The organism is Streptosporangium oxazolinicum, assembly GCF_039537505.1.
Lineage (GTDB): Bacteria > Actinomycetota > Actinomycetes > Streptosporangiales > Streptosporangiaceae > Streptosporangium > Streptosporangium oxazolinicum.
On record NZ_BAABAQ010000007.1, the window covers coordinates 384,556 to 403,506 of the forward strand.

Annotated in this window: 19 protein-coding genes; 9 read left to right on the forward strand and 10 right to left on the reverse strand. The window is 73.5% G+C overall.

Annotated elements, in window-relative coordinates; all coding sequences use genetic code 11:
* Positions 1–289: 289 nt before the first annotated feature.
* Both ABD817_RS21240 and ABD817_RS21245 read left to right on the forward strand, forming a co-directional pair.
* Positions 290–1,489, forward strand: a complete 1,200-nt coding sequence (locus ABD817_RS21240; RefSeq protein WP_344919787.1) for an MFS transporter — start codon at positions 290–292, stop codon at positions 1,487–1,489.
* Positions 1,486–2,520 carry a hypothetical protein gene (locus ABD817_RS21245; protein ID WP_344919788.1) on the forward strand — a complete coding sequence of 345 codons (1,035 nt, stop codon included), beginning with the start codon at positions 1,486–1,488 and terminating at the stop codon, positions 2,518–2,520. The genes ABD817_RS21240 and ABD817_RS21245 overlap by 4 nt, the downstream gene beginning before the upstream one ends.
* Here the strand turns inward: ABD817_RS21245 and ABD817_RS21250 are convergent.
* From ABD817_RS21250 to ABD817_RS21285, 8 genes are all read right to left on the reverse strand, one after another.
* Entirely contained in the window at positions 2,510–3,298 is a 789-nt protein-coding gene (locus tag ABD817_RS21250) for a metal ABC transporter solute-binding protein, Zn/Mn family (RefSeq protein ID WP_344919789.1), read from the reverse strand. The two genes, ABD817_RS21245 and ABD817_RS21250, sit on opposite strands and share 11 nt — an antisense overlap.
* Entirely contained in the window at positions 3,295–4,110 is an 816-nt protein-coding gene (locus ABD817_RS21255; protein WP_344919790.1) for a metal ABC transporter permease, read from the reverse strand. Before ABD817_RS21255 ends, ABD817_RS21250 begins: the two co-directional genes overlap by 4 nt.
* Positions 4,107–4,781: a metal ABC transporter ATP-binding protein gene (locus tag ABD817_RS21260; RefSeq protein ID WP_344919791.1), complete on the reverse strand. Its 675-nt coding sequence runs from the start codon at positions 4,779–4,781 to the stop codon at positions 4,107–4,109. The genes ABD817_RS21255 and ABD817_RS21260 overlap by 4 nt, the downstream gene beginning before the upstream one ends.
* Positions 4,782–4,901: 120 nt before the next feature.
* The gene (locus ABD817_RS21265; RefSeq protein WP_344919792.1) at positions 4,902–5,459 is read right to left on the reverse strand and encodes an MFS transporter; all 558 of its coding nucleotides are present in this window, start codon (positions 5,457–5,459) and stop codon (positions 4,902–4,904) included.
* A gap of 10 nt (positions 5,460–5,469) precedes the next feature.
* Positions 5,470–5,691, reverse strand: coding sequence for a hypothetical protein (locus tag ABD817_RS21270; protein WP_344919793.1), 222 nt, complete (start codon positions 5,689–5,691; stop codon positions 5,470–5,472).
* Positions 5,692–5,833: 142 nt separating this feature from the next.
* Positions 5,834–6,391, reverse strand: a complete 558-nt coding sequence (locus tag ABD817_RS21275) for a hypothetical protein (protein ID WP_344919794.1) — start codon at positions 6,389–6,391, stop codon at positions 5,834–5,836.
* A 170-nt stretch (positions 6,392–6,561) separates the two neighbouring features.
* On the reverse strand, positions 6,562–8,349 hold the full coding sequence (locus tag ABD817_RS21280) for an ABC transporter ATP-binding protein (RefSeq protein WP_344919795.1): 1,788 nt from the start codon (positions 8,347–8,349) through the stop codon (positions 6,562–6,564).
* Complete coding sequence (locus tag ABD817_RS21285; protein WP_344919796.1) at positions 8,346–10,061, reverse strand: ABC transporter transmembrane domain-containing protein; 1,716 nt, start codon at positions 10,059–10,061, stop codon at positions 8,346–8,348. The genes ABD817_RS21280 and ABD817_RS21285 overlap by 4 nt, the downstream gene beginning before the upstream one ends.
* Positions 10,062–10,814: 753 nt before the next feature.
* On the opposite strand from ABD817_RS21285, the gene ABD817_RS21290 reads away from it, so the two are divergent.
* Genes ABD817_RS21290 through ABD817_RS21300 form a run of 3 tightly spaced genes read left to right on the forward strand, consistent with a single transcriptional unit; the run spans position 10,815 to position 11,889 of the window.
* Complete coding sequence (locus ABD817_RS21290) at positions 10,815–11,159, forward strand: ArsR/SmtB family transcription factor (protein ID WP_344919797.1); 345 nt, start codon at positions 10,815–10,817, stop codon at positions 11,157–11,159.
* Positions 11,156–11,620 carry an SRPBCC family protein gene (locus tag ABD817_RS21295; protein ID WP_344919798.1) on the forward strand — a complete coding sequence of 155 codons (465 nt, stop codon included), beginning with the start codon at positions 11,156–11,158 and terminating at the stop codon, positions 11,618–11,620. The genes ABD817_RS21290 and ABD817_RS21295 overlap by 4 nt, the downstream gene beginning before the upstream one ends.
* Before the next feature lie 29 nt (positions 11,621–11,649).
* Positions 11,650–11,889, forward strand: a complete 240-nt coding sequence (locus tag ABD817_RS21300) for a DUF6069 family protein (protein ID WP_344919799.1) — start codon at positions 11,650–11,652, stop codon at positions 11,887–11,889.
* 248 nt (positions 11,890–12,137) lie between these two features.
* Here ABD817_RS21300 and ABD817_RS21305 read toward each other — a convergent pair whose 3' ends face one another.
* A complete protein-coding gene (locus tag ABD817_RS21305; RefSeq protein WP_344919800.1) occupies positions 12,138–12,734 on the reverse strand; it encodes a TetR/AcrR family transcriptional regulator in 597 nt (198 codons plus the stop codon).
* Between the two features lie 97 nt (positions 12,735–12,831).
* Here ABD817_RS21305 and ABD817_RS21310 point away from each other — a divergent pair, with 97 nt between their 5' ends.
* Both ABD817_RS21310 and ABD817_RS21315 read left to right on the forward strand, forming a co-directional pair.
* The gene (locus ABD817_RS21310; RefSeq protein WP_344919801.1) at positions 12,832–13,659 is read left to right on the forward strand and encodes an SDR family NAD(P)-dependent oxidoreductase; all 828 of its coding nucleotides are present in this window, start codon (positions 12,832–12,834) and stop codon (positions 13,657–13,659) included.
* 415 nt (positions 13,660–14,074) lie between these two features.
* Entirely contained in the window at positions 14,075–14,878 is an 804-nt protein-coding gene (locus ABD817_RS21315) for an NPP1 family protein (RefSeq protein WP_344919802.1), read from the forward strand.
* Positions 14,879–14,921: 43 nt separating this feature from the next.
* On the opposite strand, the gene ABD817_RS21320 is transcribed toward ABD817_RS21315, so the two are convergent.
* Positions 14,922–16,634, reverse strand: a complete 1,713-nt coding sequence (locus ABD817_RS21320) for a condensation domain-containing protein (RefSeq protein WP_344919804.1) — start codon at positions 16,632–16,634, stop codon at positions 14,922–14,924.
* A gap of 257 nt (positions 16,635–16,891) precedes the next feature.
* Between ABD817_RS21320 and ABD817_RS21325 the strand changes: the two genes are divergently transcribed.
* Positions 16,892–17,914, forward strand: coding sequence for an ABC transporter substrate-binding protein (locus ABD817_RS21325; RefSeq protein ID WP_344919805.1), 1,023 nt, complete (start codon positions 16,892–16,894; stop codon positions 17,912–17,914).
* A gap of 9 nt (positions 17,915–17,923) precedes the next feature.
* Complete coding sequence (locus tag ABD817_RS21330) at positions 17,924–18,949, forward strand: FecCD family ABC transporter permease (protein WP_344919806.1); 1,026 nt, start codon at positions 17,924–17,926, stop codon at positions 18,947–18,949.
* The last annotated feature ends 2 nt before the right edge of the window (positions 18,950–18,951 follow it).

The following is an 18,951-nucleotide window of genomic DNA, read 5'->3' on the forward strand; positions in this document are numbered from 1 at the left end:
TTGGGTCGCGGTGCAGAACGGATACACGGTCTGGAGATGGGTGGCCCCTGACGGGCTGGTGGAGGAGACAGGGGCGCGGGGCGTGGACGCCGGGGCAGGAGCTGACCGATCTCACCGGGCCGCTTGACCTCCCGGCGCGGGGCGGCCGTGGACGCCGGGGGAGGCGGGCCTCGGGCCTCTCGCACGGGCCGCGCCATCGCCTCCGTCCTCACGGGAACCCCGGCGGGTCGGCGGGCGACTGTCTGGAGCGCGGTCGTCGCGAGGACTCCGCGAGGGGAAGGAGGCCGCGATGCGGCTGAAAAGACCAGAAAGCCGCGGACGGCCAGGACGCGGCACGGCCGGGCAACGGCGGGTGACCGTCCTGCTCACCGCGGCCATGGGCGTGTCGATGCTTCAGCTCTTCCTGATCGGCGCGCTCGGCCCGCGCCTGGTCGCCGAGGCGGGCATCTCCCGTACGGCGATCGGCCTGACCACGACCGCCGGGTTCGGGGTCGCCGCGCTGCTCTCGCTCACCGCCGGTCGCTGGGTGGACCGGCTGGGCGCCCGCCGCTGCCTGGTCGCCCTGCTGCTGCTGGCCGCGGTGGCGCTGGCCCTGATCGGCGCCGCCGCGAACACGTTCGTCCTGCTGGCGGCGGTGGCCCTGGGCGGGCTGCCGCAGGCGCTGGCCAACCCCGCCACCAACAAGATCATCGTGGCGGTGGTCGAACCGGCCGGTCGCGGCGCGGTCACCGGCTGGAAGCAGTCCGGGGTGCAGTTCGGCGCCTTCGCGGCGGGGCTGCCGCTGGCGGCGCTCGCCGCCTGGACGGGATGGCGCGGCTCGGTGTGGACGGCCGCCGCGCTCGCCGTCCTCATCGCCTGCTGGGCCCTTCGCGCGCTGCCGCCCGACCCCGGCCCCGCGCAGGCTCCGCCGTCCCGGGACGCGCCGCGCGCCCGCGTCGGCCGGCTGGCGCTGTTCTCCTTCCTGCTGGGGTGCGGGATCGCCGCGGTGAACACCTACCTCGCGCTCTTCGGGGCCGAGCGGCTGGGACTGGGGCCGGTCGTGGCGGCGTGGCTGGTCGCCACGCTGGGCGTCACCGGCGTGGCGGGCCGGGTCGGCTGGTCGCGGCGGGCCGGCCGTCCGGGCCGGGCCGAAGCGCTGCTGGCCCCCCTCGCGGCCGGAGCGTGCGGGGCCGCCCTGCTGCTCGCGGCGGCCTCGTCGGCCCCCTTCCTGGTCTGGGCGGGGGCGGCGGCCGTCGGCGCCTTCGCCGTCGCGGGCAACGCGGTCACGATGGTCGCCGTGATCAGGCGCGCCGACCCTCGCGGCGCCGGTCGCGACTCCGCGCTCGTCTCGGCGGGCTTCTTCGCCGGATTCGCCGCCGGGCCACCCCTGTTCGCCGTCCTCGTCGAGACCGCGGGGTACGGGCCCGGCTGGGGGCTGGTGGCCGCCGAGTTCGCGGTCGCCGCCGCCGTCGCGGCGCCACTGCGGTTCCGGGCCGGAGCGCGCCGATGACCTGGGCTCAGACGGCGCTGGCGGAGCTCCTCGCCCGGGCGGGGGCCACCGAGGCCGAAGTGGCCGGGCGGTGGCCGCTGCACGCCGATCCCGGCTCCGGCCGCTGGACGACCACCGCCCGCGGGTCATGGACCGGCGGTTTCTGGGCGGGCCTGCTGTGGCTGCGGGCGATCGTGAGCGGTGCGCCCGCCGACCGGGCCGCCGCGACCGGCCGCACCGCGCTGCTCGCCCCCTGGGCCGAGGCCGACACCGCGACCCGGGGCCTGATCCTGTGGTACGGCACCGCGTTCGGCGTGATGTGCGGGGACGATGCCGCGACGGCGCTTCGCGACCGCGCGGCCCGAGCCTGCCTGGAGGCCTACGACCCCGGGCTCGGGCTGGTGCCCTGGGGCGACGCGTTCGGCGGCCCCCGCGAGGTGGCCCGGGTCGACGCCCTGCCCGGCCTGGCGCAGCTCCTGCGCCTGCGAGGGCCCGGCGGGATCGCCGCCGCCCGCGACCAGCTCGCACTGCACCTCGGGCTGACGCTCGGGGAGCCGGAACCGCGCCCGGCCTGGCGGGCACGACCCGACGGCACCTGGGCGCCCCATCACGATCCGGCGCCCGGCTGGAGCCGTACGGTGGCGTGGCTGTCGCTCGCGGTCGCCGACGCCGGCGACGAGGCGGCCCGGCGTGAGCTGCTGGGCCATCCCCGGGTGGCCGGCCGGTTCGCGGCGGCCTCGCCCGCCGTCCCCCCGGCACGTCCCGGCGGTCCCCCCGACACCTCGGCGGCCGCGATCGAGGCCGTGGCCGCCCTCAAGCTGGCCGCGCGAGCCCTCGCCACCTGCCCGAGGGCGGCGGCCCGGCTGCGGCAGCGCGCCGTCGCCGTGCTGCGCGAACTGGTCACCGCGCACCTGCGCGACGGCCGCCTCCTGGACGGGTGCCACGACCTCGAACGCGATGTGGCCACCCGCCACGAACTGGTGTGGGGTGACTTCTTCCTGGCCGTGGGCCTGGCGATCCTCACCGGAGTGATCGCTCCCTTCAGCTGCTGAGCGCCGCGGTCAGCGCGTCGGCGCCCGCCCGGTACACGGCGATCAGATCCAGCTCCCGGCCGGGGAAGTTGTCGATGACCACGCGCTTGGCCCGCACGCCGGACAGCGCGTCCCCGCCGGGCATGGCGGAGTTGTCGAGCACCAGCCGGGGCCGCTTGGCGGCCAGTTCGGAGATCTGCCCGGCGGTGGGCGGCTGCGGGCCGAACACCCCGGCGGGCCGGGTGCCGGCCAGATCGGCGGCCCAGGCCACGAACGCCTGCGAGACGATCACCGGCGCGGTGCCCCCGGTGGCGGCGGTGACCTTCTCCTTCAGCGCGGCGTACTCGGCGTCGAAGGCCGAGGTCCACGCCTGGGCGGCCTGGGCGGTGCCGAACTCGCCGCCCAGGCGCCGCACCTCGGCCTTGACCTTGTCGGGGGCGTTGTCCAGGGAGACCTCGATCAGCTTGGCGCCGGACCCGGCGGCCTCCTTGAGCTTTCCGGCGAAGCCTTCGAAGGCGGCGTACAGCACCACGTCGGCCTGGGCCACCGTGGCCAGGTCCGAGGGCTTGGGGTCGTAGTCGGCGGCGTGGTGCACGCCGGGCGGGACGATCACCGCGATGTCGGTCGCGCCCGCGGCCTTGGCGAACCCCGCCTCCCAGGTGGAGGCGGCGACCACCTTCAGGCCGCCCCCGGCGGAAGCGGGGGCGGCCTGCTGAGGCCGGGCGCTCCCACAGGCGGCCACGGCCAGCGCGGCGACGGCGGCCAGGGCGGCGAGACGGAATCGGCGCAAAATGATCATTTCGTGAGGATCCTTTCCGGGATCGAGTAGAGAAGGACGGTGCACAGCCCGCCGACCAGCACCAGCACCGGGCCGGGCGGCAGGTCGAGAAGCAGGGCGAGCAGGAAGCCGCCCAGGGTGAAGGCGAGCCCGAAGGCGACCGACCAGCCGACCATCGCCGACAGCGACCGGCCGACCCGCCGCGCGGCCAGGGCGGGCAGCAGGGTGAGCGCGTCGACCAGCAGCGCCCCGGTCAGCCGGATGGCCGAGGCGATCGCCACCGCGATCACCACCAGCAGGACGAACGTGAGCCGCTGCACGGCCACCCCCGAGCAGAGGGCCAGCTCACGGTCGTGCAGCAGCAGGGCCAGGTCCTTTCTGCGTAGGGCGTACAGCACCGGGACGAGCGCGGCCAAGACGGCGAGCGCGGCCACGTCCCCCGGGCGGGTCGCCAGGATCGACCCCCACAGCAGCTCGAACGCCCCGTTGGCGTTCACCCCGGAGATCGACAGCACCAGCAGCGCCGCCGCGATGGCCAGTGTCATCAGCAGGCCCATCGCCCCTGACAACCCCGCGCCGCTGCGGGCCAGCGGGGTGAGCGCGCCGCCGGTCAGCGCGCACAGCACCAGTGCGCACAGCAGCGGATCCAGGCCGGTCAGCAGGCCGATCGCGATGCCCAGCAGCGCGACGTGCATCATCGCGAAACGGACCGGCATGATGTCCAGTCCCACGATGAACACCCCGACGATCGGCAGCGCCACCGAGCCGAGCAGCAGCGCCAGCAGGGCCAGCCGGACCGAGGGGATCTCCAGCAGCGTCCAGATCGAGGTCACCGGACCTCCCGCAGCCGCCCGGCGGCCATCTCGGCCACCCGCTCGCACGCCTGGGCGACCACCCGGTCGTGGGTGACCACCACCACGCTGACCGGCAGTGCGGCCAGCACGCCGGCGACCTGTTCCTGACCGGCGAAGTCCAGGGCCGCGGTCGGCTCGTCGGCCAGCACCAGCCCCGCCCCGGCCGCGACCTGCCCCAGCGCCCGCGCCAGGTAGGCGCGCTGCAACTGCCCCCCCGACAAGGTGGCCAGCGGGCGCTCCAGCAGGGCGCCCACCCCCAGGTCCTCGGCCGAGGCGAACGCCCGCCCGGCGTGGCCGCCGCTGGCCAGCAGTTCGCGGACCAGCAGCGGGAAGCGTCCGGCCGCTTGCCGCTGCGGGATCCAGGCGACCTCGGCGCGGCGGCGGGCCCAGTCGGCCGGTGTGCGCGCCCGCCGTCCGGCGACCTCGATCACACCGGAGACCTCGCGGTGCAGCCCGAGCAGCGCGCGCAGCAGCGTGCTCTTGCCCGAGCCGTTGGTGCCGGTGATGGCCAGATGCTCGCCGGGGGCGAGTGTCAGGTCGACGGCGTCCACCGCGAGGAGCCCGCCGTGCCGGCAGCTCACGGCGGACAGGCGCAGGCCGGCGGCGCTCGCCGGAGAGCCGGGAAGAGGGAGGGGAGGGGGGAGGGGCATGGGCGTACTCCGGTCGGGGGGTGGGGGCACGGCGGCGGCCGGGCGGACCGGGTCCGCCCGGGAGGGCATGGTGAGGAGACGGGACCGCCTTCGAAGGTCAGCCCGTGGAGGGAGAGCGGCTCAGCCGCAGGTCGGCGGCGGGGCCCGCCCGTTGAGCGCGTACCGCAACAGCGCGGATCGCAACAGCGGAGGGGCGGGGGAGCTCGTGAGCCAGGGGCGGGCGGGTTGGGATGGTTGGCACCGGATCCTCAGCAGGCGGCGCAGCCGGACGGCGAGGCGGCGCAGCACCGCCCACAGCGCGGCCTCGCCGCGCGCCAGCCACAGCGCGGCCAGCGCTCCGGCCCAGCCGTGCGCCACCACCATGCCCAGGCCGGGGACGAGCCCGGAACCCGGGTGCGGGTGCCCGCCGGCCTCGGCCAGCGGCGCGATGAGGTGAACGGTGGAGAAGAGCAGGTGCAGCGCCACCTGTGTGGCCGCCAGCAACGGCCAGATCGTCGCCAGGCCGCGTTCGCCGCCGGTCGCGGGCAGCGCCATCAGGAACGCCAGTGCCAGGGCGGACGCCGCCGCCGGCGCGGAGACGACGCCCCCGCCCAGGAGGTGGGCGAGCACGCCGAGTCCCAGGCACACCACGGCGAAGGCCGCGGCGCGGGCCAGGCGGAGCGTCAGGGGTGCTGGCATGGGCGGCGGATCATTCCGTGCCGCCGGGGAGCCCCTGGCGGGAGGTCGGCGGCCGGGTGTCCGCGCCGATCAGCGTGGACGCGGCGAGCGCGATGGGGGCCCTCCGGTCGTCGGCCGCGCGGACAGGGCCGCCGGTCACCACGAGCACGGCGGACAGGACGGGCGGGGCGGACAGGACGCGGTACGGCGTGGTACCGGCGGTCGTGCGGACAGGTCGTGGCGGGGGCGCCATCGTGGGCTCCAGAAGGGGACCTTTCGCCGTGCCCTCGGCGCGGACCGGCGAGAACGGAAGGGACGCCTCCGCTCAGCAGGCTCAGCAGGAGGGCGTCGTGGTCACGGGGGCACGCCGCCGCCGGACCCTTCCTTCGGGTCCCTCAGCCGGCGTGTCGCGGCGCGGGCGGGCCACGCCGCCGCAACACCGGCAGGATCTCCCAGCCGCCGTACGGCCGCACCTCGGCGGCAGGGACGGCCCGCCACACCGGCGAGGCCACCTCGGCGGGGACGGCGAACAGCAACCGGATCAGCGGCCTCGGCCCGCCGTACAGGCGGATCATCAGCCACACCGCGCTCTCACCCCGGTGCAGCCACCACCCGGTGCCCAGCGCCACCACCAGATGGACCACCGTCATGCCCAGCCCGGAATGGCCGTGCTCAACGGACGACATCGCGTGCGAGGCGGGCGCGGCGCGGCCGAACAGCTCGTGCAGCAGGATCTGCGCGCCGGTGGTCGCGCCCAGCACGACCTCCACCCCGCGTTCGCGCCCGTTCAGCGCGTACGCCACGCAAAAAGCGATCAGCGCGCCCAGGACGGCCAGGTGCGGCGGGATCAGGCCGCCCCCGGCCAGGGCGTGGCCGCCCGCGGAGACCACGAGGCACATCGTCGCGAAGACGACGGCTCGTGGCACGCGCAGCGCCGACGCCGTAGGGGTCACACACGACATCCTGTCAGCCGGGTAGCCCGCCGAGAAGACCGAAACAGCGATCATGTTTCCGGCCGTCGCGGCCGGGGGCGTGAACCTCATGCCCGCACACCCGGATCCCGCAGGTCAGCGAGATCCGGCCGGGATTTCCCCCTGCCGGGTGGAACCCCGGGTTCGGTCCTCTAGCGCGACTCCCACGCCTCCCAGAGGCGGGCGTACCGGCCCCCGGCGGCGATCAGCCGGTCGTGGGGCCCCTCCTCGACGATCCGCCCGTGCTCCAGGACGACGACACGATCGGCGGAGACGGCCTGGGTCAGCCGGTGCGCCACGACCAGGGTGGTCCTGCCGAGGGTGGCCGCGGCGGCCGAGTCCTCCAGCACGCGCGCGCCCATGCTGCCCGCCTCCGCGGTGGCCTCGTCCAGTACGGCGACGGCCGGGTCGGCCAGTACCAGGCGGGCCAGGGCGAGCTGCTGGGCCTGGGCGGGTGACACCTCGTGGCCGCCCTCGCCGACCACCGTGTCGAGGCCCTCGGGCAACGCCAGCGCCCACGACAGTGCCCCGACCGTCTCCAGTGCCGAGGCGACCTGCTCGGCCGTCGCGCCGGGGCGGGCCAGGCGCAGGTCCTCGACGAGAGGCCCGGCGAAGACGTGGGTCTCCTGCGTGATGATCGCGACGTGTCCGCGCAGCCTCGCCGTGCTCAGCGACGAGGGGGCGACCCCGCCGATCAGCACGCCGCCGCCGGTCGGGTTCAGCGACCCGGCCGCGACGGCGGCCAGGGTCGACTTGCCCGCGCCCGTCGAGCCGACCAGGGCCACCCGGGTCCCGGCGGGGACGCGCAGGGTGACGCCGTGCAGGACCTCGGTGGAGCCGTCGTAGCTGAAGCGCACGTCGGTCAGGTCGAGCGAGGCGTCGGCCGGCGCCGGTCCCCCCTCGGACTCCGGCCCGGCCTCCGGTTCGGGTTCGGGTTCCGGTTCGGGCTCCAGGTGGGCGACGCCGACCAGCCTGGCCAGGCTCGCCCCGGCCGCCTGCACCTCGTCGAAGACGAACAGCAACAGGCCGATCGGGTTGAACAGCCGGTGGAACAACACGGCCGCGGCGGCGGCCTCGCCGACGGTGACGGCGTCCGCGCGCACCAGCAGGAAACCGGCGACCAGGATGGTGGTCAGGCCGCAGAACTCGGCCCTGTTGACCCGGCCCACGAACCGGGTGAACAGGTCCAGCACCCCCACCGACACCTCTTTCGACTCGTGCGAGGCGGTCTCGATGGCGCGCAGGTGGCTTGCCTCCAGGCGGTAGGCGTGGACCGTGCGCACCCCCTGCATGCTCTCCACCAGCCGCTGCGACGAGCGCGCGACCGCGACGCGCTCTCTCGCGTAGTGGGGGGCGGCGCGGGGGAGGTACCAGCGCAGCGCCAGCGCGTACAGCGGCACCGAGACGGCGCCGGCCAGGCCGAGCCGCCAGTCGAGGCCGACCATCGCGGCCAGGCTCAGCGTGCCGAGCAGGACCGAGGCGATCACGGCGGGGACGACGTCGGAGACGGCCCTGGTGACCTCGGCGGCGTCCGCGCTGACGCGCGACAGCAGGTCGCCCTTGCCCGCGCGTTCCAGCCGGGTGAGCGGGAGCGTGAGGGCCCTGGCGACCGTACGCTCGCGAAGGGCGGCCAGGATCTGGCCGCCCAGCTTGGCCACCAGGTAGGACGTCAGCCCGGTGGCCGCGCCGCCGACGAGGGCCGACAGCGCGATGGCCACGGCGACCGCGACGATCACCGAGGTGCCCGCTTGCTCGCGCACGCGGTCGACGAGGATGCCCATCACGTACGCGGGGATGACCGACGCCGTCGCGCCGAGCACGCCCACCAGCAGCGTCACGGCCACCGTGCCGCGGCGTTCGCGCAGGTGGGCGCGCAGCCAGCGCCAGGTCTCGGCGCCGTCCGCGACCGGAAGCAGGTCCCCTTCCCGCGGTGTGCTCATCGCTGTACCGCCCGCCGGTAGTCGTCGTCGGTGGCGCCCAGATCGGCGTGTGCCCCCTCGGCGACCACCTTGCCGCCGTCGAGTACGAACACCCGGTCGGTGGCGGCGAGCAGGGCGGGGCTTACGGTCACGACCACGGTGGTGAAGGTGTCGTCGCCCTCGGGGTGGCGCAGGGAGCGCAGGCCCCGGGCGATGCCCTGTTCGGTGACCGCGTCCACGGCGGTGGTCGGGTCGTGCAGCACCAGGATCGGCGGGCGGGCCAGCAGCGCCCTGGCCAGGGCCACCCGCTGGCGCTGGCCGCCCGACAGGCTCGCCCCCCGCTCCACCACCTGGTGTTCCAGGCCGTCGGGGTGGGCGGCGACCACGTCGTCGGCCGCCGAGGCGCTCAGGACCGCCGCGAGCTCCTCGGGGTTTTCCGGCCGGCCGCCCACGGTGAGGTTGGTGGCGAGGGTGCCTTCGAACAGGTCGGTGTGGTGGGGTTCGACGAGGATCCGGCCGCCGGTCCGTACGCTTCCGCCGTACTCGGCGGGACTCACCCGCCCCGACAGCACCCGTACCAGCGCGTCGGCGTCGGCGGGGCGGTGGGCCATGACGCCGACGAACTCGCCCGGCCCGGCCACCAGGTCCACTCCGGCGAGCGTGTCGTGGCTCAGCCCGGAGACCTCCAGACCGGGTGGCCCCTCGTCCGGTGAGCCCGTCGCGCCGGTGCCGCCGGGCGGTGGGCCGTCGGGCAGCAGCGCGGGCGCGCCGGCCACGCGCGCCACCCGGTCGGCCGAGGCGCGCGCCTCGGCCACCCAGCCGGGGACCAGCGTCAGCGTGCCCACGGGTTCCATCAGGAACTGCGCCAGCCCGATCACCGTCAGGAACTCCCCGGCGGAGATCTGGCCGCGCAACGCGAACCATCCCGCGAGCACCGCGACCCCGCACGCCAGCAGCGAACCGCCCGCGCCGGAGACGGCCGCGTAGATTCCCTGGGTACGGGCGGCCCGCAGCGCGGCCGCCAGCGAGAGCCGGCTGACCCGTACGTACCGCCGGGAGGCCGCCGCCTCGGCGCCGATGCCCCGCAGCGGCCGGACACCGCTGACCAGGTCGGTCGCGAGGGACGCGGCCTGACCGGCCAGTTCCTGCTGGGCGGCGACGTGGCGGGTGATGTAGGGCGTGCCGACGTGCAGCGCCAGCAGCGTCAGGGGCGTGGCCACCAGGACGGCCACGCCGAGGGGGATGTCGATGACCAGCAGCGTCGTGGCGCACACCCCCGCCGCGACCAGTGCCCCGATCGCGCGCGGCAGGTGGTCCAGGAGTGCGGAGGTGTTGTCGGCGTCGTTGGAGGAGATCGTCAGCAGCTCGCCCGTACGCAGGCCGGTGTCCAGGCCGCGCGGATCGATGATCTTCGCGGCGAGTTCCAGGCGCAGCAGGTGGGCCTCGTGGGCGATGGCGCGCATGAGGGTCCGCGCGCCGTGGCGGTAGGCCAGGCTCAGGGCGGTGAACAGCGCGGCCAGCGCGGCCAGCCACCACAGCAGCGCCCCGGTGTCGCCCGGACCGGTCGCGCGGTCGACGATCACGCCGATGAGGATCGGCACGCTCGCCTCGCACACCTGGTGCAGGCTGATCAGCAGGGTTCCCGCGCCCAGGCGCGCGGCGTTGCGCCGCATGGCCCTGCGCAGAACGCCCGCCCCGGTCATGGCCGGATCGGTCGTGCGCGTCCCGGTCATGCTCGCGCCTTGGCGGTGCCCGGGGCGAGGCCCGGCGCGTACGCGACGACCGGCGGACCCAGGCAGACCCGGAGCCGGCCTGTACGGGGTGCGGGGGGCATGGGAGGCTCTTTCGTGGCGGCTCTGGACGAGTTCGTGGCGGCTCTGGACGAGCGAAGCGGGGACGGAGAGCTCGCCTGCGATAGGTTAGCCTGTCCTAATTAAGGGGAGCCTAATCGGGTCCGGTGGGTTTCCACAAACCGGGACGTCGCGCGGTCGGCGGGAACGCCCGAGCTCCGGCGGCCGTCATCGGCGGCCCGAGAGGCCGAGAGCGTCGGTCGTGTCCGGGCCTTCCGCATCCGGGCCCCCCGTGTCCAGGTTCTCCGTGGCCGAGCCTTTGATGTCCGGGCCTTCGTGGTCGCCGGGTCGCCGTCGCCGTACGGCCGAACGGCGTGCCACCTCCGCCATCGGCCTGGCCGCCGGCGCGCGCGGCACGGTGAACCCCGCAGCCGCTCGTTGGTGATCGGGTTCTCGGCAGACCAGATCGTCGACGAGCGTTCATCTCTGTGCGGGGTCCGTTGCGAGACCGCGATAACGAGAAGCGGTTCCAGGACCCTCTCGCCGAGCTCACCCTGAGTAGCTGATCTCGGTGAGGGCGCTGGCGGACAGCGGGATCGGCGCCCATGCCGGCTGAGCACGCCCCGGGGGTTGACCGGCCGGCACCCCTCGTCCTATATTCAACATATTGGTTGATAAAGGAAGTGGTTGTACAACATGGATGTTGACGATCTGGATGAGCGGCTGGACCGCGCGTTCACCGCACTGGGCGATCCCGTCCGGCGCGCGATGATCGCCCGGCTGTCGCGTGGCGAGGCGACCGTGAACGAGCTGGCCGAACCCTTCTCCATCACCAAGCAGGCCGTCTCGCGCCACATCCACGTACTGGAGACGGCCGGGCTGATCACCCGCAGCCGCGATGCCCAACGCCGGCCGTGCCACCTGAACGCGGCCGCCCTGGAGGAGCTGACCGGCTGGATCGACACCTACCGGCTGCTCGCCGAGCAGCGCCACCGCCGCATGGACGCGGTCCTGGAGAACATGAAGGAGCAGGACAAGTGAACGAGACGACGATCACCGCCCAGCCCGGCACGCCGTTCATCGACATCGTGCGGGAGTTCGACGCGCCCCCGGCCCTGGTGTTCCGTGTCTGGACCGACCCCGAGCTCGTCCCGCAGTGGCTGGGGCCCTCCGGAACGACCCTGACCCTGATCGAGTACGAGGCGACCCCGGGTGGCCGCTACAGCTACATCCACCGTGACCAGAGCGGTGAACACCGCTTCCGTGGCGTGTTCCACACCGTCGTGGCGGGCGAGCGGATCGTGCAGACCTTCCAGTACGACGGCTGGCCCCACGACGTCAGCCTGGAGACGCTGACCTTCGAGGACCTCGGCGGACGCACCCGCGTGCACACCCACGCGGTGTTCGGCTCGGTGGACAGCCGTGACGCGATGATCGAAAGCGGCATGGAGCACGGCGTTCACGACTCGATGGCACGCCTGGACCAGCTGCTGGCCCGATGACCGCGCCGGACCGGCGAAGCGACCTTCAGATGACACTGGTGTGCGCCGTGATCGGAATCGTGCTCGCAGTGGCGCTGCGACGCTGGGCCGCGACCCCCAGGCGCACGTTCGTGACGGTCACCGTCGCGCTCACCGTGCTGTCGGTCGTGCCCGACCTGCTCATCCCGGCGGCGCCCTCGACCAAGGCGATCCTCATGCTCACCCACCTGGTCGCCGCGGCGATCGTCATTCCGCTCATCGCCGGCCGGCTGCCCGCCCGCACCCGCTGACCCCGCTCGAACGCCACCCCCACACCTCTCACCGACACACCGGCGCGACTCCACCGGTCAGGCAGAAGACAGGTGGGGTTGCGTCGGTGGAGCGCTCCGTCACCACCGAAAGTGGGCCAGAGCCGAAAACCGTACGGTCCCTGATGACGGGCCGCCGTGGTGAACGCGCGACAGCTCAGCAGATCTTCACGCATGATCGCAGCCTTGTCATCCGCGCGCGGCCGTGAGGAACCCCGGCCGGTGGGCCGTCAAGTCCGGCTGGACCCGCCCTCTCGGTCCGCGGTTCCCGACATCGGGCGGCCCAGCAGGTCCGTGGCGACGGCCGCGACGTGCGGGGCCAGGTCGGCGGCCCGCGCCTCGGCCAGGGCGGGGGTGCCGACGACCGAGCGCAGGATGCCGATGCCCACCATCCAGGCGCTGAGCAGCTCGGCCCGCAGCTCGGCGTCCTCGCCCTCGGCCAGGTCCCGCAGGGCGTTGACGTAGGTGGCGCAGACCTCCTCGCGGATGCGCCGGCGGGCGTCCTCGTGGGCCGAGGAGCGCAGCATGGCGACCAGGGGGTGCTCGCCGCCGTACTTCGTCCAGTCGTGGTCGACGACCGTGCGCACCATGCGGGCGACCAGCTCCTCCTGGGGGCCTTCGAGCAGGCCGGCGGGGAGGTCGGTGGCGCTGGCCTCGTCGAAGAGCTGCTTCTTGGAGCCGAAGTAGCGGAAGATGAGGGTGGCGTCGACGCCGGAGTCCCTGGCGATGTCGCGGACGCTGGTGGCGTCGTACCCCTCGCGGGCGAAGCGCAGCCTGGCGGCTTCCAGCAGGCGCGCCCGGGTGGCCTCCCTGTCCCTCTTCGGCACCGCGGGCTCCCTCGCTTGGTCATCGATCGTTGACATTCTACGCGGACGCTGTGCTAGGTTCCGATAAGTCAGCGTTCGATGACTTATGAGGTGAAAGATGCGGACGTATGTCGTGGCGGGCGGCACGAACGGCATGGGCCGGGGGCTCGCCCTGCGCTTTTTGAGCCGGGGCGACCGGGTGACGGTCGTGGGCAGCGACCCGGCCAAGGGGCGGCGCCTCCTCGACGAGGCCGCCGGGCTGGGCGCCGCGGAGCGGGCCGCGTTCCTGCGGGCCGATCTGACGTCGGTGGCGGAGAACGTACGAGTGATCAAGGAGATCAGGGCGCGGCACGACGCGCTGGACGGCCTGGTGTCCACCGCGATCCGCCACTTCCCGCAGCGGGTGGAGACCCCCGACGGCTACGAGGCCACCTTCGCCCTCTACTACGTCAGCCGCTTCCTGCTCGCCTACGGCCTGACCGGCCTGCTGGAGCGCGGTGAGAACCCGATGATCGTGAACGTCTGCGGCGTCGGCGTCACCAAGGGCCGCCTCCACTGGGACGACCTGTCGCTCCGGCGGGGCTACGGCGGCATCAAGGCCATGCTGCAGGGCGGGCGCGCCACCGACCTGCTGGGTGTCGCGTACGCCGCCAACCACCCGGACGCCCGCACCCGCTACCTGCTGCACCACCCCGGCTTCACCGACAGCGGCACCGACACCCTCAAGCAGCCCGCCAAGGCCGTCATCAAGCTGCTGGCCAGGTTCGCCGCCCAGCCGGTCGAGAAGGCCATCGCGCCGATCGTCGGGCTGATGGACGACCCGCCGGGCGAGGGCGGGCTGCTCGCCTACGATCGCCGCCGCCCGCTCGATCCGTCCCTGCCCTCGCTCGACCCGGCCGCCGCCCGCCGCCTGTACGACCTGACCGGCCACCTGCTGCGCTTCTAGGGCGACCGGCGCGTTCGGCGGGCCCTGTCATGGCCGGGAGTCAACATTCCATGCCCGCCCGGCGAGCCCGGAGTCCGGGAGGTCACGGTGAACGCGGTGGCTTCCGACCCCCGTCGCCCCCGCTTCGCCAGCAGGCGATTCGTAAGCCTTCGCGCGTGATTCACCTTTCGACCGTCGCCGATACACGCCGGCGTCATCTGGTTCAAGGAACTTGATCAAGCGTCGGTTCCATGATTCCGTAGTGCCGGAAAAGTGCGAGATGTGCTCACATCGGCGTGGAAAACGTCGCCGGTGCCCTACCACACCGACGCGCTGTCAGGTCCTGTCAGATCATCGAGCAGTTCTTCGAGAAAGCGGAAGAATGCGAAAGCTGTCGTCATTCACGTCCACCGCGAAGGCATCGAAGTCGGCAACCGTGTCACAGGGGAGCGCGTCCTCCCGCACGTTCCTCACCCGAGGGCGCTCCCGGCTCGGGATCGTGCTCGGCGCCACCGTTCTGGGGGTCGTGATCCCCGCGTCGGCGGCCTACGCCGATCCGCCGCGCAACCTGCCCCAGTCGGCCGGTGGGTATGAGTCCTCCTTCTCACCGGCCTACGACTACGACGGCGACGGCTGCTACGCCACCCCCGCCATCGGGCCGGACGGGACGCTCGCCCCGGGGCTGAACCCGACCGGCGCGGTCAACGGCAACTGCCGTGACCAGTCGGACCTGGACAACTCCCAGACCTACGCCCGCGCCAAGTGCAACAACGGCTGGTGCGCCATCGTGTACGCCAGCTACTTCGAGAAGGACCAGGCGCTGCCCGGCGTCAGCCTCGGCGGCCACCGTCACGACTGGGAACACGTCATCTCCTGGGTCAACCAGGCGTCCAACCAGGTGGAACACCTCTCGACCACGCAACACAGCAACGTCGTGACCTACCCGCGCTCGCAGGTGCGCTTCGACGGGTCGCACCCCAAGGTCGTCTACCACAAGGACGGGGCGTCCACGCACTTCATCCGGCTCGCCAACGGCAACGACGAGCCGCCGGAGAACCACTACCACAACTGGCGCTACCCTCCGCTCGTGGACTGGAACGGCTGGCCCAGCACCTCGCTGCGCGACAGGCTGATGAACGCGAACTTCGGCGCCGCGACCATCAAGATCAGCAATGGCAGGTTCGAGGACCTCCTCTCGCGTGCCAAGCCCGCCGGCATCCCCTTCGACCCCTGGTCCTGACGGCCCCCTCACCTCCGGATCGGGACCGAGACCGGTAGGTGGGTCAACGTCCGGAGCCCTCGGCGACTCTCGGCAGATCCTGCCAGGAGGCGCCCGGGGGCGGGGCGGTCGCGCAGACGACGTAGTGGTGCGGGGCCATGGCCGACATGCGGCCGAACAGCAGGCTCATGCAGGCGGAGTGCAGCGCCCGCGGGGTGGTCTCGGCCGAGGTGAAGCACACCAGCCGATGCCCGAGCCGCCCGTCGGCCTCGGTGACGACGGCCGCCTCACCGCCGCCCAGCCGCGCGAGCGCGTCCGCCGTCAGGCGTTCGACCTCGGGGAGGTGGACCCAGCAGCCGTCGATCGGCAGCCAGCCGTCGTCGCGGGGAACCGGGACGACGCCGGTGAGGGCGCCCAGCCCGGCCAGCGGCACGTCCCGGTCGCCCGCCTCGATGAGCAGCCGGGCGATCCCCTCGCCGAGGGCCGACGTGTCGTCGCGGGGCAGGCAGCGCGGGTCGGCCCACAGGGTGACGTCGAGCTCGCCGTGCAGCCGGTGGACCCACAGCGAGGTGCGGGTGGGCAGGGTGGCCGGCGGAAGCCAGACCGAGTGGACGTCCTCGCCGGTACGGCTGACCCGCGGGCCCCGGCCGGGGACGCTCATGTCGTTGAACACGATGTCCCGGGCGAAGAAGAGGCCGCGCTCCCGCTGGACGTCCTCCATGACCCGGATGAGGGCGTCCGCGTCGAACCGGCTGTTCTGGTAGGCGGCCATCGTCGCCGAGCGCGCGCCGCGCAGCACGGCGTCGAAGCCGTCCCCGCCGACCTCCACCGGGATCAGCGCGTCCTGGGCGAGCGGCCCGACGTACTCGCGCAGCTCGGGCCGGAACCGGTTCGCCGAGATGGACAGCACGACGACCGTGCGCAGGCGGGCCCGCACCCCGGCGAGCACCGCCAGGGCCGCGAGCACCGCCGCCGACGGGCTCGCCCCGGTACGCGCGGAGATGCGCCCCAGCGCCCTGGCCGCCGGGACCGAGCGCACGCGCAGCCGGGGGAGCAGCCAGTCCGTCTCGCCGTCCACCGCGACCGTCAGCGTGGACCGGGGCACCCTGCGCAGGTGGCCCTCCCAGTAGCGCAGCGCCGCCTCGGAGCGCCGCAGGCCGGCCGGGGTGTGCTCGGCCGCCGCGACGTCGAGCGGCTGCGGCGCGGTCACCGGCGCGAGCGGCTTGCCGAGCAGGAGTTCGTCCCACTCGGCGAGCAGTACGGCCAGCCCGGCCGCGTCCATGGCGCTGTGCGTGGTCACCAGGACGACCTGTCGCGGCACGCCGCCCGAGGTGATCACGGCGACCCGGAGGGGGATCTCGGTGTCCAGCGCGAAGCGCGTCGCGTGCAGCCGCCGCGCGACCTCCTCGGCGAGGTCGGTGTCGGGTGTCTCGGCCTCCCCGGTCTTCGCGCCGCCGACGCTCAGCGGGGCGCCGTCCGGTCCGGCCGCTCTGGAGGGGGGCTCGCCGGTGTCGTGGACCTCGACGGCCACGTCTCCGGCGCCCAGGACCCGTTGCAGGTCGTCGTGGAAGAGGGTGCGCAGGGACTCGTGCCGGGTCACCAGCCGGATCACGGCCTCGGTGATCGCGGCGAGCGTCGTGCCCGGCTGGACGGCCCGCACGACGCGGTAGTTCATGTGTTCCGGCGGGTCGGTGAGCATGCAGCGGACCATGTTGGCCTGGCCCGTCGTCAGCGGGCCGCGGCGCGCCGTCAGACCGGAGAAGCGCGCGGTGGTCACAGGACGCCGTTCTTTGGAAAGTTTGCTTACAGTTTCGAGGGTGACGTCAGTGAATCACGTCCGCCGGAGAGGCGGCAAGCCCTTGGCCGCCCCGCTTCCCGCGCCTCGCTCGTCGTTCCCGGCCCACGTCACACCGGTGATCGTCGCACGGCTGTTTCGGGGGATCGCGCGCGGCCATCGAAGATCCGGGGTTGCCATTTTGGGTAGGCTAACCTAACTTTATGGCAAAGTATCCCTTTGCGAGATAGGAACACCGCATGCGCACGTCGCGTCGGGTTCTCGCCGTGGCGGCGTTGGGCCTTGCGCTCACCGCTTGCGGTGCACAGAACTCCCCGGCCAGCCAGCCCTCGGCGGGCACCCAGCCCTCGTCGTCCGGCCCGTGGTCGTTCACCGACGGCTCCGGCGAGACGGTCAAGGCCGACAAGATCCCCACCCGGATCATCGCGCACGCCGGTGAGGCGGCCGCGCTGATGTCGTTCGGCATCAAGCCGGTCGGCGTCTACGCCGACGAGTCGATCAAGACCGACGCCAACCTGAAGAACCTCGACCTGTCCGGGATCGAGATCCTCGGCCAGGAGTGGGGGAAGATCGACGTGGAGAAGGCGGCCTCGCTGCGGCCGGACCTGATCGTCGCGGACTGGTGGCCGGCGGAGAAGGCGCACAGCGGCCTGGAGGAAGGGGTCGACGAGAAGAGCAAGAAGCTCGCCGAACTGGCCCCGGTGGTGGGCGTCGCCCAGGGCAAGTCCATCGAGGACCTGGCCGAGGGGTACGAGAGCCTCGCCAAGAGCCTGGGCGCCAAGGTGGACGCTCCCGAGATCGCCGCGAACAAGAAGCGTTTCGAGGAGTCCGTCGAGAAGTTCAAGGCGGCGGTCGCGGACAAACCCGGGCTGACGGCCCTCGGCATGTCGCCCGCCGACGACAAGGTGTACGTCGCCAACCCCGAGTACGCGCCCGAACTGCTGGACTTCCAGCGCTGGGGCCTGAAGGTGGTCAATCCCGCCAAGCCGGACCCGGGCTTCCCGTACTGGGAGAACCTCAGCTGGGAGAACGCCGACAAGTACCAGCCGGACCTGATCCTGTGGGACGGCAGGTCCTTCACGCCCACGGTCAACGCCGAGTGGGGGGAGAAGCAGCCCACCTGGTTCAAGATCAAGGCGGCCAAGGCCGGTGCGGTGGCGGCCTGGCCGGCGTACTGGTTGCACACGTTCGGCGACTTCGCCACCGAGGTGGACAAGCTCACCGAAGCGATCAAGGTCGCTGACGAGAACCTCGGCGACTGATCCCCTCCGATGCCCAGCACGCTTTCCCTACGACGGGCCCCGGTCCTCGGACTCGGGCTCGCCGCGCTCTGCGTCCTGCTCGCCGCGACGGCGTTCCTCAGCGTGACCTTCGGCTCGCGTGACATCGGCCTGGCCGACATCCTGCGGGCACTGGGCGGCCTCGACGTCGACGAGTCGATCGCCGGCACGGTGACCCTGGAGCTGCGCGTGCCGCGCACGCTCCTGGGCATCCTGGTGGGTGCGGCCCTGGGCCTGGCGGGCGCGATCCTGCAAGGCGTCACGCGCAACCCGCTGGCCGATGCCGGGATCATGGGCATCAACTCCGGCGCGGCCGTCCTCGTGGTCTTCGCGTTCACCGTCCTGGGAATCCGGGGCGTGGGCGTGTACATCTGGTTCGCCTTCGCGGGCGCGATCGTCGCGACCCTGCTGGGCTACGCGGTCGCGTCGCTGGGCCGCGAGGGCGCCACCCCCGTCAAGCTGGCCCTGGCCGGCGCCGCGGTCACCGCGGGACTCACCTCCGTCACCTCGGGCATCGTCATGACCAACGTCGACGCGCTGAACGAGCTGCGTTTCTGGCAGGTCGGATCGCTCGCCGGCCGGTACGCGCCGATCCTGACCGGGGTCGCGCCGTTCCTGCTCACGGGCCTGGCCGCGGCACTGTGCCTGGGCAGGGCGCTCAACGGGCTCGCGCTCGGCGAGGACGTCGCACGCGGGCTCGGCCAGCGGGTCGGCCTCACCAGGGCCGTCGCCTTCGGGGTCGTCGCGGTACTCGCCGGCGCGGCCACGGCGGCCTGCGGGCCGATCGTCTTCATCGGGCTGGTGGTGCCGCACCTCGCGCGGGCGCTCTGCGGTCCGGACCACCGGTGGATCCTGCCGTACTCGATGCTGCTGGCGCCGGTCGTGCTGCTGCTGGCCGACGTGCTCGGCCGGGTCGCGGGCGCCCCCGGGGAGCTGCAGGTCGGCGTGGTCCTCGGGGTGCTCGGCGCGCCGGCCTTCGTGGTGATCGTCCGCTACGGCCGGCTGTCGGAGGTGTGACC

Coding starts and splice junctions, on each gene's coding strand:
- ABD817_RS21240 (WP_344919787.1), top strand. CDS start 290: ATGCGGCTGAAAAGACCAGAAAGCCGCGGACGGCCAGGACGCGGCACG.
- ABD817_RS21245 (WP_344919788.1), top strand. CDS start 1,486: ATGACCTGGGCTCAGACGGCGCTGGCGGAGCTCCTCGCCCGGGCGGGG.
- ABD817_RS21250 (WP_344919789.1), bottom strand. CDS start 3,298: ATGATCATTTTGCGCCGATTCCGTCTCGCCGCCCTGGCCGCCGTCGCC.
- ABD817_RS21260 (WP_344919791.1), bottom strand. CDS start 4,781: ATGCCCCTCCCCCCTCCCCTCCCTCTTCCCGGCTCTCCGGCGAGCGCC.
- ABD817_RS21265 (WP_344919792.1), bottom strand. CDS start 5,459: ATGCCAGCACCCCTGACGCTCCGCCTGGCCCGCGCCGCGGCCTTCGCC.
- ABD817_RS21270 (WP_344919793.1), bottom strand. CDS start 5,691: ATGGCGCCCCCGCCACGACCTGTCCGCACGACCGCCGGTACCACGCCG.
- ABD817_RS21280 (WP_344919795.1), bottom strand. CDS start 8,349: ATGAGCACACCGCGGGAAGGGGACCTGCTTCCGGTCGCGGACGGCGCC.
- ABD817_RS21285 (WP_344919796.1), bottom strand. CDS start 10,061: ATGACCGGGACGCGCACGACCGATCCGGCCATGACCGGGGCGGGCGTT.
- ABD817_RS21290 (WP_344919797.1), top strand. CDS start 10,815: ATGGATGTTGACGATCTGGATGAGCGGCTGGACCGCGCGTTCACCGCA.
- ABD817_RS21300 (WP_344919799.1), top strand. CDS start 11,650: ATGACACTGGTGTGCGCCGTGATCGGAATCGTGCTCGCAGTGGCGCTG.
- ABD817_RS21310 (WP_344919801.1), top strand. CDS start 12,832: ATGCGGACGTATGTCGTGGCGGGCGGCACGAACGGCATGGGCCGGGGG.
- ABD817_RS21325 (WP_344919805.1), top strand. CDS start 16,892: ATGCGCACGTCGCGTCGGGTTCTCGCCGTGGCGGCGTTGGGCCTTGCG.
- ABD817_RS21330 (WP_344919806.1), top strand. CDS start 17,924: ATGCCCAGCACGCTTTCCCTACGACGGGCCCCGGTCCTCGGACTCGGG.